The sequence below is a fragment of the Catenulispora acidiphila DSM 44928 genome (assembly GCF_000024025.1).
GTDB classification, from domain to species: Bacteria; Actinomycetota; Actinomycetes; order Streptomycetales; family Catenulisporaceae; genus Catenulispora; species Catenulispora acidiphila.
In genome coordinates, this window is record NC_013131.1 from 5,495,365 (window position 1) to 5,508,576 (window position 13,212).

The 13,212-nt window shown below is 70.1% G+C and carries 14 protein-coding genes; 9 read left to right on the forward strand and 5 right to left on the reverse strand.

From position 1 onward, the window contains the following. Nucleotides 1-3 precede the first annotated feature (3 nt). Nucleotides 4-831 (forward strand): isocitrate lyase/PEP mutase family protein, encoded by an 828-nt coding sequence (locus tag CACI_RS23845; RefSeq protein WP_015793410.1) that lies wholly within the window; start codon nucleotides 4-6, stop codon nucleotides 829-831. Nucleotides 832-844: 13 nt separating this feature from the next. Beyond that, nucleotides 845-1,405 (forward strand): GNAT family N-acetyltransferase, encoded by a 561-nt coding sequence (locus tag CACI_RS23850; protein ID WP_015793411.1) that lies wholly within the window; start codon nucleotides 845-847, stop codon nucleotides 1,403-1,405. A 10-nt stretch (nucleotides 1,406-1,415) separates the two neighbouring features. Here CACI_RS23850 and CACI_RS23855 read toward each other — a convergent pair whose 3' ends face one another. Both CACI_RS23855 and CACI_RS23860 read right to left on the reverse strand, forming a co-directional pair. Beyond that, on the reverse strand, nucleotides 1,416-2,387 hold the full coding sequence (locus tag CACI_RS23855; protein WP_190276628.1) for a DUF2797 domain-containing protein: 972 nt from the start codon (nucleotides 2,385-2,387) through the stop codon (nucleotides 1,416-1,418). A 132-nt stretch (nucleotides 2,388-2,519) separates the two neighbouring features. Then, nucleotides 2,520-3,179: a TetR/AcrR family transcriptional regulator gene (locus tag CACI_RS23860; RefSeq protein WP_015793413.1), complete on the reverse strand. Its 660-nt coding sequence runs from the start codon at nucleotides 3,177-3,179 to the stop codon at nucleotides 2,520-2,522. A 137-nt stretch (nucleotides 3,180-3,316) separates the two neighbouring features. On the opposite strand from CACI_RS23860, the gene CACI_RS23865 reads away from it, so the two are divergent. Together CACI_RS23865 and CACI_RS23870 are read left to right on the forward strand one after the other, a co-directional pair. Beyond that, complete coding sequence (locus CACI_RS23865; RefSeq protein WP_015793414.1) at nucleotides 3,317-4,876, forward strand: MFS transporter; 1,560 nt, start codon at nucleotides 3,317-3,319, stop codon at nucleotides 4,874-4,876. Nucleotides 4,877-4,983: 107 nt separating this feature from the next. Beyond that, complete coding sequence (locus tag CACI_RS23870) at nucleotides 4,984-5,349, forward strand: VOC family protein (protein ID WP_015793415.1); 366 nt, start codon at nucleotides 4,984-4,986, stop codon at nucleotides 5,347-5,349. 109 nt (nucleotides 5,350-5,458) lie between these two features. Here the strand turns inward: CACI_RS23870 and CACI_RS23875 are convergent, their stop codons facing one another. Beyond that, the gene (locus tag CACI_RS23875) at nucleotides 5,459-5,932 is read right to left on the reverse strand and encodes an SCP2 sterol-binding domain-containing protein (protein WP_015793416.1); all 474 of its coding nucleotides are present in this window, start codon (nucleotides 5,930-5,932) and stop codon (nucleotides 5,459-5,461) included. Between the two features lie 101 nt (nucleotides 5,933-6,033). On the opposite strand from CACI_RS23875, the gene CACI_RS23880 reads away from it, so the two are divergent. The 5 genes from CACI_RS23880 to CACI_RS23900 all read left to right on the forward strand — a co-directional run bounded on the left by CACI_RS23880 (nucleotide 6,034) and on the right by CACI_RS23900 (nucleotide 10,578). Beyond that, on the forward strand, nucleotides 6,034-6,873 hold the full coding sequence (locus tag CACI_RS23880) for a MaoC/PaaZ C-terminal domain-containing protein (RefSeq protein ID WP_015793417.1): 840 nt from the start codon (nucleotides 6,034-6,036) through the stop codon (nucleotides 6,871-6,873). An 89-nt stretch (nucleotides 6,874-6,962) separates the two neighbouring features. Next, nucleotides 6,963-7,802, forward strand: a complete 840-nt coding sequence (locus CACI_RS23885; RefSeq protein ID WP_015793418.1) for an SDR family NAD(P)-dependent oxidoreductase — start codon at nucleotides 6,963-6,965, stop codon at nucleotides 7,800-7,802. A gap of 92 nt (nucleotides 7,803-7,894) precedes the next feature. Then, nucleotides 7,895-8,869, forward strand: coding sequence for an aldo/keto reductase (locus tag CACI_RS23890; protein WP_041542310.1), 975 nt, complete (start codon nucleotides 7,895-7,897; stop codon nucleotides 8,867-8,869). Nucleotides 8,870-9,243: 374 nt separating this feature from the next. Continuing rightward, the gene (locus tag CACI_RS23895; RefSeq protein ID WP_143765370.1) at nucleotides 9,244-9,573 is read left to right on the forward strand and encodes a hypothetical protein; all 330 of its coding nucleotides are present in this window, start codon (nucleotides 9,244-9,246) and stop codon (nucleotides 9,571-9,573) included. A 135-nt stretch (nucleotides 9,574-9,708) separates the two neighbouring features. Next, nucleotides 9,709-10,578 carry a serine/threonine-protein kinase gene (locus tag CACI_RS23900; RefSeq protein WP_015793421.1) on the forward strand — a complete coding sequence of 290 codons (870 nt, stop codon included), beginning with the start codon at nucleotides 9,709-9,711 and terminating at the stop codon, nucleotides 10,576-10,578. Nucleotide 10,579: 1 nt separating this feature from the next. Here CACI_RS23900 and CACI_RS23905 read toward each other — a convergent pair whose 3' ends face one another. Both CACI_RS23905 and CACI_RS23910 read right to left on the reverse strand, forming a co-directional pair. Then, the gene (locus CACI_RS23905) at nucleotides 10,580-12,499 is read right to left on the reverse strand and encodes a transketolase (protein ID WP_015793422.1); all 1,920 of its coding nucleotides are present in this window, start codon (nucleotides 12,497-12,499) and stop codon (nucleotides 10,580-10,582) included. An 82-nt stretch (nucleotides 12,500-12,581) separates the two neighbouring features. Beyond that, complete coding sequence (locus CACI_RS23910) at nucleotides 12,582-13,205, reverse strand: endonuclease (protein WP_015793423.1); 624 nt, start codon at nucleotides 13,203-13,205, stop codon at nucleotides 12,582-12,584. Nucleotides 13,206-13,212: the final 7 nt, after the last annotated feature.

Sequence of the window (13,212 nt, forward strand, 5' to 3'; positions counted from 1 at the left end):
GGTATGAGCCTGCTGACCGCCGAAGACCAGTACCGCCGCGCCGAGACCTTCGCCTCCCTGCACGCCGGACCCGATGTGTTCGTGATCGCCAACGCCTGGGACGCGGGCACCGCGAAGATCTTCACCGCGCTCGGATTCCAAGCCCTGGCGACCACCAGCGCCGGCATCGCACACTCCCTCGGCCAGGGCGACGGCAGCATCACCCGCGACGTGAGCTTGGCCAACGCCGGCGCCCTGGTCGCCGCCACCCACCTGCCGGTCGCCGCCGACCTGGAGAACGGTTACGGCGCCACCCCGGACCACGTCGCCGAGACCATCCGCCTGGCTGCCGACGCGGGCCTGGTCGGCGGCTCGATCGAGGACGCGCTCGGCGAGGAGATCATCCCGCTGCCGGCGGCGCTGGAACGCCTCACCGCCGCCATCGAGGCCGCCCGCGCGCTCCCCTTCACCTTCACCGTGACGGCGCGCGCCGAGAACTTCCTCTACGGCCGCGACGATCTGAAGGACACCGTCGCGCGCCTGCAAGCCTTCGAAGCCGCCGGCGCCGACGTCCTGTTCGCCCCCGGGCTCACCACCGAGGAGCAGATCCGCACCGTCACCTCCGAGGTCGGCAAGCCGGTCAACGTCCTCGCCGGCGGAGCACGGCTGAACGCGACCGTCGAGCAGCTCGGCGCATGGGGCGTACGCCGCATCAGCCTCGGCTCGAACCTCTCGCGCGCCGCGATGAGCGCCGCCATCGGCGCGGCGAAGGAGATCGCGGAGCACGGGACATTCGGATTCGCCCAGAGCGGGGTGCTGCCGCACGCAGACATCGAGCGGTACTTCGGCTGACAGGATGGCGGCCATGGAGACGAACCCGACCGTCATCACTGCCGACGGCCTGATATTGCGCGAGTGGACCGAGGACGACGTCTCGGTGATGCATGAGCTCTTCGACGACTCCGAGGTCGCCTATTGGACGCCGCTGGAGTCGCCCTTCGACGAAGCTGCGGCTTTGCGGTACTTGCGCAGCGCGCAGTTGGCGAAGCGGGAGAACAAGCGCCTGCATCTGGCGATCACGGTCGACGGCCGGCAGGCGCTCGGAGAGATCCTGCTCGGATTGACCACGCACAGCATCGGCTACGCCGTGGGCACAGCCCATCGCGGGCAGCGGCTGGCCACGCGGGCGCTGCGCGCGGTGACCGAGTACGCCCACAGCACCCTGGACTGGCCGGAGGTGGTCCTGGAGATCGAGCCGGACAACGCCGCCAGCGTCGCGGTCGCGCGTGCCGTCGGTTTCCAGCGCTCCGAGGCGAAGCCGGAAACCGTGACGGACAAAGGCCGGACGTTCGACCTGTTCAGGTGGGAGCACCGGCGGTCCGCGAACAGCTCCAGCTCCAGCTCCGAGGCGTCCGCCGCTTCGTGACGAGCGGCTCTTAGAACAGCGTCGGCGTGTCGTAGAGCAGCGGCCGCCGGCGCTCGACCGTCCGCACGCCGACAGCGTTGGCGCCCGCGGTCGCGTCCGGCGTCGGGACCGTGTGCCGTCCGGCGAGGAGCTGGGTGTTCAGGAGCAGCGGCGTACTGACACCAACACCGACATCGGCATCGCCATCGACGAACACGTGCTTGCCGATCACCGCGCGCACCTCGCCGGCCAGGCTTCCGCTGTCGTCCAGCGCCTCGACCTCGCGGTAGGTCGCCGGGGCGCCGTCGCCGAGCCCGAAGAAGGCGGTGTTGTCCACGAGCGGGCCGTCGGGGAACGCCTCGAGGGTGTGGTCGGCGAGCATCCGCAGCGCCTTGGCGCGCCCCTCGGTGAGGGCTGAGCGGAGCCCGTCGGTCTCGGGCAGACCCCACCACGCCTCGACCTTCGCGCGGCTGCGATAGCGCTCCTTGGCCAGACCGGAGGCGGAGACCGTGATTTCGGCGCGTCGGGCGGCCGGGAGGGTCCCGGTGGCGATGACCGTGTAACCGATCGCGCCCTGCTCCAGAAGCCGGGCCACGCCGCGCTGCACGCCGGTGATGCCGACCTTCAGCATGCCGGGCGCGAACCACGCCAGATACAGCTGGTAGCTGCGGCCGTCGTCGGTGATCCGGTCGCGGGCGATCGCCAGGCCGTGGTCGCGGTTCTGACACGCAGGGCACTGCGCCAGTGTTGCCGCGCCGTCGATTTCGGCGTTGTCGGCACACGGTGTGCGACCGGTGCCCGGCGCGGTCCAGCCGATGCAGCGGCGGCGTCCGGACCAGGACAGCGCCAGGCGCGCGCCGGGACTCAGTGCTTTGAGACGCAGGTCGCCGCCCTCGACGGAGGTGAGGGCTGGCTTTTCCTCGAACCAGCTCAAGCCGATGCACAGCCGGTCGGGTGCCGGAGACGGTGCGGGGACTGAGACAGAGTTCGGATTCGCTTCCACGCCTACCATTGTGACCGAGGCGTGCTGTCCCAGCGCCATCCGGTGCTGCGCCACAGTTCCTCGGACACATGGTTCGCCATGGTCCGCGACTGTAGGCGATGCCTCTGACACTCCGGTCGGCGGCTGCGCCCGCTACTCCCCCGCCGAGAACGCTCCGCGCGCGCCGGCCATGTCTGCCGCGCCGGCAGCCGCCGCGACGTCCGCGGCGTCCACGCGGGGCACGTGCATCCCCTCCAGCAGCACGTCGGCGACCAGCACGGGGTTCCCGCCGGCCAGGATCGCCTGCCCCATGCCGCACATCAGGGCGTCGAAGTCCTCCAGCGCCAGGTCGCCGCGCACCACGCCGGCGTCCTGAGCCCGCCGGACCAGCGCCATCTTGCGCTCGTGCAGGTCCTGCCGGAAGTACACGCACGCGTCGAGCTGGTTGTCGGCCAGCACCTGCACCTGGAAGGACTCGCGCAGCCCGACGTCGTCGCTCATCATCGCCGCCATGTCCAGGATGAACCGGCGCAGGGCGGTGGCCGGGTCGCAGGCGTCCATGGTCCGCTCGGCGCGGCCGATGACCGTGTCGGTGCGGCACTGGACCAGCTCGACGGTCAGCGCCTCCTTGGTCGGGAAGTGCCGGTAGACGGTGCCGACGCCCAGGCCCGCGCGCTGCGCGACCTCTTCCATCTGCAACGCCATCCCGTCGCTGCGGAACAAGTCGTCGGCGGCGGCGACGATCGCCTCGCGGTTGCGCCGGGCATCGGCGCGCAGGGGACGGCTCGTGGGCGGCGTCTGCGACAGGACCATGGTTGAACGGTACACCGCTCTTCAGGTAACCGGAAGATGACCTCCGCTTCCACTTGACAACCGGAAGGCCGGTTCCGGTACTGTCTCGGTGGTAACCGGAACCGTAATTCACCTTCCGCTTTTAGGGGATGTCCTCCATGTCAGCTGCTGCTCCGAACGCAGCCGCGGCCCCGCTCGGCGGCCGCGCCACCATCAACCGCAGCGCGGCGCTGGCGCTGCTCGCGGTCACCCAGTTCGTCTTGGTCCTGGACGCCGGCATCGTCGGCGTCGCGCTTCCCTCACTGGTCAAGGGCCTGGGCTTCCAGCAGGCCGACCTGTCCTGGGTCACCAACGCCTACACCCTGATGTTCGGCGGCTTCCTGCTCCTGGGCGGGCGGCTGGCCGACTACCTCGGCCGCCGCCGGATGTTCATGGGCGGTCTGATCCTGTTCTCCGTCGCCTCGCTGGCCGGCTCGCTGTCGCCGGACCCGGGCTTCCTGATCGGCGCGCGGGCCGTCCAAGGCTTCGCCGCCGCCGTGGTCTCCCCCGCCGCGCTGTCTCTGCTGCTGATCTCCTTCCCGGACAACACCGACGCCGAGAAGGCCCAGCGCAACAAGGCGCTGGGCGTGTGGGGCGCGGTCGCCGGAGCCGGCGGCGCCGTCGGTCTGATCCTGGGCGGCATGCTGACCGACTGGTTCGGCTGGCAGGCCTGCTTCTGGGTCAACGTGCCGATCGGCGTGCTCGCCGCGCTGCTCGCGCCGCGCATCCTGCCCGAAGGCGCGCCGAGCGGTGAGCGCAACGGGTTCGACCTGGCCGGCGCCTTCACGGTGACCGCGGGTCTGGCCGGAATCGTGTTCGTCCTGGTCAACGCGCAGAAGGTCGGCTGGGGCTCGCCGGAGACGCTGGGTCTGGGCGCCGCCGGGGTGGCGCTGCTGATCGCCTTCGTGGTGATCGAGGGCCGGACCAAGCAGCCGCTGGTGCCGCTGTCGATCTTCCGGCGCCCGGTGCTGCGCGGAGCGAACGTCGCCTCGCTGCTGCAGGTCATGGGCCTGATGCCGGCGTTCTTCTTCATGACCCTGTACACCCAGCAGGTCTTGGGCTACTCGCCGCTGAAGTCGGGCATGTCCCTGGTGCCCATCGCGGTGGCGATCATGGTGGCCGCCACGGCCGCCGGGCAGCTGGTGGCGAAGGTCGGCATCAAGCTGACCACCGTGGGCGGGATGGTCGTGATGGCCGCCGGACTGCTGTGGGTCAGCGGGATGCCGGCGGACGGCAGCTACGTCACCGACCTGCTCCTGCCGCAGATCGTCATCGGCCTGGGCGGCGGCATGGCCTGGGTGGCGCTGACCGTGGCCGGCACCGCCGGCGCCTCGGAGGCGGAGTCCGGGCTGGCCTCGGGCCTGCTGAACACCGCGCAGCAGATCGGCGGCGCGCTGGGCCTGGCGATCCTGGCCGCGGTGGCCTCGGCCCGCACCTCGCACCTGTTCGGCACCGGCGACAACGCCGCGCAGGCGCTCTCCGGCGGCTTCGGCACGGCGCTGCTGGCCGGCGCGGGGCTGGGCGTGCTGGGCGCGGTGGCGACCGTGTTCCTGCTCCCCGGCAAGAACGCGATGCCCGCGGTCGACGAGCACGCGATCGAGCTGGCCGAGGAGACCGACCACGTCGCGATCCTGCCGGTGCACGAGGGACGCGCGCCGGAGACGGTGTCGGCGAACTAGCCGGACGGCTGTGATCAGCAGGGCCCGGCGTCGGGGACGACCTGACGCCGGGCCCTCATGGCGTCCGCCGACGAGCACCAGTCGGTGGCGGCGGGTACGGTCGCATCATGTTCGAAAACACGAAGGCGTTCAGCGGCTTCTCAGTGGACGACATCCCGGCCGCGAAGCAGTTCTACAGCGAGGTCCTCGGCATCCCGGTCACCGAGGCGAACGACATGCTCCGCCTGCACGTCGGCGGCGACACCGAGATCCTGATCTATCCCAAGGGCACCGACCACGTCCCGGCGACCTTCACGATCTTGAACTTCCCCGTCGACGACATCGAGGGCGCGGTGAAGAGCCTGGGCGACCGCGGCGTGCGCTTCGAGATGCTGCCCGGCGTCGACGAGGACGGGATCAGCCGGCGCGGCGGGCCGTTGATCGCCTGGTTCAAGGACCCGGCGGGAAACTGGCTGTCGGTGCTGGAGGCCTAGCCAGCGGCACAGCTTGCGGCATAGCCGACGGCACTCGAGGGATATCGCAGACGGCGCGCGGACGGCCCCCCGAGGCCGTCCGCGCGCCGTCGCGCATCTCCATGATCGACTACTTGCCGCCCGGAATGGCGAACCACCCCGCCACGGACGCGGCGAACATCATGTCGCCGCCGACCTTCAGCTTGCCCTTCAAGAACAGCTCCACGCCGCCGGCACCCCCGGTGACCAGGCGCAGGAACGGCACGCCGTCGGCGGTGATGGTGGCGCGCGGGTGCTCGGTGAGCTCCTTGGACGTGGTGCACACGCCGTCCTTGATGGACGCCTGATAGGTGTTCTTGGCGCCGTCCGGGCCGCCGGTGATCACGAAGTGCACCGCGACGGTCTGGCCCTTGGCCTTGTCGGCGCGGAAGTGGTCGCCCATGCGGCGGAAGATCTCGTCGAGCACCTGGTCGCGCAGCGCGCCGTCGGCCAGCACCTCGCGCAGTTCGGCGTCGGAGAGCTGGCCGACCATGCCGGCCAGCTGGTTCGGATCGGCGCCGGCCAGCTCGACGGGCAGTCCGGAAGTCTGCGAGGACTCGGTCATGGCGGGTGGGTTCCCCTCTGGATCGTTACATCATTCTACGGTACGTTCAGTTGCGTCACAGTGTTCACCGGCAGCGCGGCGTCCGCAAGGGGGCAACGGCAATGAGCTTCAACCTGGAGGCGCTCGGCGTCTGGACCGAGCCGAAGCACTTCACCGTCGAGCGGGAGCGGGTCGCCGCCTACGCCGCGGCGACCAACGACCCGATCGCCGAGCACCGCTCCGGAGAGCTGGCGCCGCCGGTCTTCGCGGTGGTCCCGGCCTTCGAGTCCAGCGCGGAGGCGGTCCTGGCGGTCGCGCCGCCGGAGCTGCTGATGATGCTGGTCCACGGCGAGCAGGACTTCTTCTACCACCGCCCGATCACCCCCGGCCTGGAGCTGGTCACGCGCTCGGCGCCGCTGGGGGTCCGGCAGACGTCGGCCGGCGTGGTGCTCGCGGTGAAGTCCGAGACCCGCACCCCCGACGGCGCGCTCGTCAACGAGCAGTGGATGTCCACCTTCTTCCGCGGCGCGCAGGACGAGCCCGGCGGCGGCGAGCAGGCGCCGGGCCACGCGCTGGCGCAGGAGGTGCGCGCCACCGAACCGGTCGGCGAGGCCAAGCAGCACGTGGACGCCGACCAGACGGTCCGCTACGCCGAGCCCTCCGGCGACCACAACCCGATCCATCTGGACCCTGACTTCGCCCGCGCGGTCGGCCTGCCCGGCATCATCAACCACGGGCTGTGCACGATGGCGTTCGCCTCGCACGCCGTGCTCGGCATCGCCGAAACCGACCCTCGCGCCCTGGAGCGGCTGGCCGTACGCTTCGCCAAACCGGTGCTGCCCGGCCAGGACATCAGCACCCGGGCCTGGGCCGCGGGCGCGGGCGCGGTCGCGTTCGAGACCACCTCGGACGCCGGCGTCGTGGTCGTCAAGGACGGCCTGGCACGCTTCCGCCGGCCCTGACCGGGGCGCCGGACCAAAGCGCGGACAAGGCGCCTGACCGAGCAGTAGTGAACCACCCGCACAGCCACCTCATCTATCAAGGAGCGTACATGGGAGTCCTGGACGGCAAGGTCGCGATCGTCACCGGCTCGGCCCGCGGCATCGGCCGCGCCACCGCCGACCTGCTGGCCGCGCAGGGTGCCAGCGTCCTGATCAACGACCTGGACGGCGACGTCGCCGCCGAAACCGCCGCCGAGATCGCCAAGACCCACGGCACCGACACCGCCGTCTTCGCCGGCGACCTCACCGCCGAGGGCACCCCCGAAGCCCTGGTGGCCAAGGCCGCCGACACCTTCGGCAAGATCGACATCCTGGTCAACAACGCCGGCTACACCCTCGACAAGCCGATCCACACCATGACCGACGACTGGTTCCAGCGCATGCTCGACATCCACACGGTCGTCCCCTTCCGCACCATCCGAGCAGCCGCCCCCTACTTCCGCGACCCGGCGAAAAAGGAACGCGAACAGGGCATCGAGGTCTTCCGCAAGATCGTGAACGTCTCCTCCGTCAGCGGCACCATGGGCAACGCCGGCCAAGCGAACTACTCCGCGGCCAAGTCAGCGGTAGTCGGCCTGACCAAAACCCTCGCCAAGGAATGGGGCCAGTTCAAGGTCAACGTCAACGCCGTGGCCTTCGGCCACATAGAAACCCGCCTCACCGCCGCCAAGAGCGAAGACAACACCATGACCATCGGCGGCGAGACAGTCCACCTCGGCATCCCCGAAGCCATGGTCGGCGCCACCAGCTTCCTGATCCCCCTCGGCCGTCCCGGCACCCCCGAAGAAGCCGCGGGCGGCGTCTTCTACCTGTGCTCCCCCTGGTCCAACTACGTGTCGGGCCAGGTGCTGAACGTCACCGGCGGGCAATGGATCGGGATGATGTCCTGACGGTGGCGTAGCGAGCTGGTGCCGGTTGTGAGCGCGTCGAGGAGAGTTGAGATCATCAGCACGACCCCTTGATCGAAGGAATGGAAGATCTCGTGAAGCACATCCGTCTGCGCGACCTGGACGTCTCCCGAATCGGTCTGGGAGCGATGGGCATGTCCCACGGCTACACCGGCGCCGGCACCGACGACGAGCAGTCCGTACGCACCATCCACCGAGCTCTGGAGCTGGGCGTCACGCTCATCGACACCGCTGAGGTCTACGGTCCGTACACCAACGAGGAGTTGGTGGGCCGCGCGCTCAAGGACCGCCGGGACCAGGTGGTGCTGGCGACCAAGTTCGGGATGATCTCGCACACCGGCCGGCCGGAGGGTCCGGACAGCAGCCCGGCCAGCATCCGCACGGCTGTCGAGGGCTCGCTCAAGCGGCTGGACACCGACCGGATCGACCTGTACTACCAGCACCGCGTGGACCCGGGCACGCCGATCGAGGAGACCGTCGGCGCCCTGGCCGAGCTGGTGGCCGAGGGCAAGATCCGGCACATCGGCCTGTCCGAGGCCGGTCCCGGGACGATCCGCCGCGCCCACGCGGTGCACCCGGTCACCGCGGTGCAATCCGAGTACTCGCTGTTCACCCGCGACCCCGAAGCCCGCGTGCTGCCGGTGCTGCGGGAGCTGAACATCGGCTTCGTGCCCTTCTCCCCGCTCGGACGCGGCTTCCTGACCGGCACCATCCGCTCCACCGAGCAGTTCGACTCCAGCGACTTCCGCGCCGACAACCCCCGCTTCAGCGGCGAGAACTTCCAGCACAACCTGCACCTGGCCGACCAGGTCGCCGCCGTCGCCGCCGAGATCGGCGCCACCCCCGGACAGGTCGCCCTGGCCTGGCTGCTGGCCCAGGGCAATGACATCGCGCCCATCCCCGGCACCCGCCGCGTCGCCCGCGTCGAGGAGAACACCGCCGCCGACGCCGTCACCCTGACCGACGAGCACCTCGCCCGGCTCAGCGCCCTGCCGCCCGCCGCCGGAGACACCCACAACGAAGCCGGCATGAGGATGATGGAGCGCTGATCACCGCGACCGACGCGCGGGTCGAACCGGGCCTCGTGCGCCGGTCACCGGGTTCGGCACCGCGAAAACCGCACCGGCCGGGACGCATGCGGGGAGGTCCCGGCCGGTGAAGGGCGCGACGCTGCGCCGCCGGGTCCGGGTGCCCGGCCAGGCGGGGGGCAAACAAGCTGGTCGCGGGTTGCGGCGGTTCGGATCGGGTGTGCGGATCAGGTGGTCGGATCGGGTGCGCGGCCTGCGGGGAGGTTCGGCTACTGAGTGTCGGGGCGCAGCTCAAGGCAGCCGGATTGAGTTTGGCTGCTGCGGATCGGGTTATAGGCGGTTGTTATCCGCAGCGTCCGCGCCCGGTGCGCACGGCCCGAAAGGTCTCACAGGTAGTGGATCGACAGCTTCTTCCGAATGTGTATGACGTGCTGGATCATGCCGGTTTCTTGATCGACGAAGAGCGGGGGCTGACGATCGAATCGTTGTCTGAGACGGTGCGGGTCCGCTGCCGCTCGGACTACAGCCTGCTGCGTCCGGCCATCGACCTTGCGACCGTCAGGCAACGCGAGACTTCGCACGGTTACGGCAACGGCATCCAGGCCGCGGTGACCACTGCCATAGCAGCCGTGCTGGAACAAGCCGGCTACAGCGTCCAGGCCCGCGACTGCGAGATCTTTGTCACCGCGAGCGCCGCCGTGCGGCAAAGGCCATCGAACTCATAGACAGCCGGCAGGCCGACTGCCGTTTCAGCTGCTGGATCCCGGACAAATGCTGACGCTATGAATCTCCGTGATGGCGGAGACCGTTCTAGTACGCCGCCTTCGGCGCCGTCTCGGTCCGCCTCTCATGCGGCGCCGGTGTTGGCGGGGCGGTACCAGCTCGGGCGGACGTTGGGCGTCGGGGGTTCTGCGGCGGTGTACCAGGCCACCGATCTGGTGCTGAATCGCGTTGTCGCGGTGAAGCTCTATCGGGCCTTGGACATGGACGAGGCGCAGGCGGCACGGGCCGCCGAGGAAGCGCGCCTGCTGGCGACGCTCAACCATCCGAGCATCCCTCCGCTGTATGACGCGGGGATCGCCGAGGGGCGGAACTACCTGGTCACCCCGCTGATCAGCGGACCGACGCTGGCGCAGCGGATCCGTCAGGGACCGGTCACGCCAGCCGAGGCCCACCACCTGGCCATGGCGCTGACCGACGCGTTGTGCCACGTCCACGCCCGCGGGATCGTCCATCGCGACGTGAAGCCCGGCAATGTCCTCCTGCCGCCGGGAGGCGGTATCTGCCTGGTCGACTTCGGCATCGCCCGCGCCTTGGGCAGCCAGGAGGTGACCGCGAAAAGCCTCGTGGTCGGGACCGCCGGCTACCTGGCACCGGAGCGCATCCGCGGCGCCACGGCGACCACCCAGACCGACGTCTACGCTGTCGGCCTGACGCTGCTGGAGGCGCTCCTGGGCCGCCGCACCTATGAGGGCACGGCGCTCCAGCAAGTCATGGCCGCGATCGACCGACCGCCGACGGTCCCCGTCACCCTGGGCCCGCAGTGGCACCCGCTGCTGTCCGCGCTGACGGACTCCGACCCCCACCGGCGTCCGACCATGAGCGACGTCTTCGACGACCTGGCCGGCTGGGATCAGAGCCCTGGCCAGCCTTCGCCGGAACAGCAGGTGCGCGCGGAGATCTCCTCAGTCCAGCCGCCGGCGACCCAGCCGATGCGATCGATCTTCTAACTCAAGCCTGAGCATCCGCCGGCCTCAGATCGGACAGCAGCCGCTGTGCCGCGCGAACGATGTGACGAGCGGAAATCCCTGCCGCGTCGAGTTGTTCTGCCGCGCTGCGGGAGTCGGGCATGTGGCGGACGGCCAGGTGGACGAGAGGAGCCTGGTTCCGGTGGTCGGCAAGCGTGGCCATCACGGCTTCGCCGAGTCCGCCCTCGGGGTGGTGGTCCTCGACGATGACGACGGCCTTGGTCCGCGCCGCCTGGGCGACGGTCTGGTGGTCCAAGGGCTTGACCGAATAAAGGTCGACCACGCGGGCCCGGACTCCCAAGCCTTGAAGTTCCTCCTGGGCCTTCAGCGCCTCGTGAACGGTGACGCCGGCGGCGAAGACGGTGACGTCGTCCTCCTCGCTGTGGCGCAGGACCTTGGAGCCGCCGACCGGGAACTCCTCGCCGTGCGGATACAGCACCGGGTACGCGCCACGCGTCAGACGCAGGTAGCTGATACCCGGCAGGTCGGCGACCGTCGCGGTGAGCGCCGCGGCGGCTGTGGCGTCAGCGGGATACAGCACAGTGGAGCCGTGTACCGAGCGCATCATCGCCAAATCCTCCAGCGCCATCTGTGACGGGCCGTCCTCGCCGATCTCGACGCCGCAGTGCGTCCCGGCCACGGCGAGGTTCGTCCGAGAGATCGCCCCCATCCGGATGAAGTCGTGAGCCCGGGTCAGGAAAGCGGCGAAGGTAGCGGCGATCGGCTTGTAGCCGACCGCAGACAAGCCCACGGCGGTGGCGATCATCTGCTGCTCGGCGATGTAGCTCTCGAAGAAGCGGTCCGGACAGACCTTCGCGAACTCGTTGGTGTAGGTCGAGTTCCCCACTTCGGCATCGAGCACCACCAGGTCGGGGCGGTCGGCCAGAGCAGCCAGAGTCGCGCCGAACGCCTTGCGCGGGGCGACTTCGCCGCCTTCCTCGAAGCTCGGCAGCGTCACATCAGCGCCCTGATGAGAGATCGGCTTGCCCTTCTCACTGTCCGGCAGCGGGCCGACCACCCGCAGCCGGCGCACCCCGCCGAGTTCGGCGATCGCCCGCTCGGCCATCTCGGCCGGCAGCGGCTTGCCGTGCCAGTCCGGGCTGTTCTCGATCTCGGAGAAGCCGCGGCCCTTGCGGGTCTTGGCCAAGATCACCGTCGGCCGCGTGGTGGTAGCGGAGCTGTGCAGGGCGGCGTCGATCTGCGCGAGGTCGTGGCCGTCGATCGGGATCGCCTGCGCCCCGAACGCCTCGACCCGCCGGGCGTAGGCGTCCAGATCCCATTCCAGCTCGGTCGGACCGCGCTGGCCCAGCCGGTTCACGTCCACGATCACGGTGTAGTTCGCCAACTCGTGACGGCGCGCCGCGTCCAGCGCCTCCCACACCGAGCCCTCCGCCATCTCCGAATCGCCGCACAGCACCCACACCCGGTACGGCGTGTGCTCGGCCTCCCGCATGCGAGCAGCCAGCGCGACCCCGACCCCGATGCCGATCCCCTGGCCGAGCGAGCCGGTCGCGGCGTCCACCCACGGCAGCTGCGGGGTGGGGTGGCCCTCCAACGCGCTGCCGGCACGGCGGTAGGTGGTGACCAGCACGTCCTCGGAAATCGCCCCAGCGGCCGCGTACATCGCGTACAGCAGCGGGGAGGCGTGCCCCTTGGAGAAGATCAGGTGGTCGTTGCCGGGGTTGTCCGGCAAGTCCCAGTCGTAGGTCAGATGCCGAGCCATCAGCACCGCCATCACGTCGGCGGCGGACATGCCGGAGGTGGGATGCCCGGAGCCGGCGGCGGTGGAGCAGCGGATCGCGTCGACCCGCAGCTGCTGGGCGAGGTTGAAGACATCGGCCAGATCGGTGTTCTGATCGATGGTCTTGTCGATGGGGCTGCCGTGCTCAACGCGCTCAGTCATCAGGACTCCTCTGGAGTTGCGGAAAAACCCTCCGTGCCCAATTCGCCCGGATCGAACCGGGCTTCCGGTGCGCCCGGAGCCTTCACAGCGTGCTGCGTACCAACGCCGCCGCCAGCCGCGGCACGTCTTGCGGCGCCACCGACGCGGCCAACCGGTCGGGGTCCTTGGGAAGTCCGTTCTTCTCCGCGCCGTCGAGGGCCCGCCGATCGAACGCGGGGCACAGTTCCTCCCACTCCCCCTGCGCCTCCCGGCAGAAGATCTCCGCGCCGACCGGCCCGATCCGGGGAAACTCCTGCAGGAGCTGCCGGATCCGTGCCGGGTCGCCGCCGGCTTCCTTGCGCAAGCGCCGCAGGTCGCCGTGCCATCGATCGATGAGCAGTTCCGCGCCTTCGTGCAACGCCGTCGCGGTGCTCTCGTCATAGCGGCGATAGTGCGCGCGCCCGAGGGCGTCGACCAGTTCCTGCCACGAGGCGTCGGCGACTGCCCGCGGGGTACGCCAGCCCGCTGTGAAGATCTCGCGTGCGGCGTCGACGGCGATGTGCGCGGTGATGCGTGCGGACAGCAGGGTACTGAGAACCAGCAGTTGGTAGAGCGGGCTCGGCTTGTCCCTCAGGCGGATGCCCGCCTCGTGGGCGTACGTCTCGCCGCCGGCGGCAAGCAGCCGCTCGGCGCGGTCTCGTACTGTCTTCGACGGTCCTTCAGCCATACGATGG

Bases quoted from the DNA above. Each gene is read 5' to 3' on its own strand.
- CACI_RS23880 (WP_015793417.1), top strand. From the start codon at position 6,034: ATGAGCTTCAACCTGGAGGCGCTCGGCGTCTGGACCGAGCCGAAGCAC.
- CACI_RS23905 (WP_015793422.1), bottom strand. From the start codon at position 12,499: ATGACTGAGCGCGTTGAGCACGGCAGCCCCATCGACAAGACCATCGAT.
- CACI_RS23865 (WP_015793414.1), top strand. From the start codon at position 3,317: ATGTCAGCTGCTGCTCCGAACGCAGCCGCGGCCCCGCTCGGCGGCCGC.
- CACI_RS23870 (WP_015793415.1), top strand. From the start codon at position 4,984: ATGTTCGAAAACACGAAGGCGTTCAGCGGCTTCTCAGTGGACGACATC.
- CACI_RS23875 (WP_015793416.1), bottom strand. From the start codon at position 5,932: ATGACCGAGTCCTCGCAGACTTCCGGACTGCCCGTCGAGCTGGCCGGC.
- CACI_RS23850 (WP_015793411.1), top strand. From the start codon at position 845: ATGGAGACGAACCCGACCGTCATCACTGCCGACGGCCTGATATTGCGC.
- CACI_RS23885 (WP_015793418.1), top strand. From the start codon at position 6,963: ATGGGAGTCCTGGACGGCAAGGTCGCGATCGTCACCGGCTCGGCCCGC.
- CACI_RS23860 (WP_015793413.1), bottom strand. From the start codon at position 3,179: ATGGTCCTGTCGCAGACGCCGCCCACGAGCCGTCCCCTGCGCGCCGAT.
- CACI_RS23910 (WP_015793423.1), bottom strand. From the start codon at position 13,205: ATGGCTGAAGGACCGTCGAAGACAGTACGAGACCGCGCCGAGCGGCTG.
- CACI_RS23845 (WP_015793410.1), top strand. From the start codon at position 4: ATGAGCCTGCTGACCGCCGAAGACCAGTACCGCCGCGCCGAGACCTTC.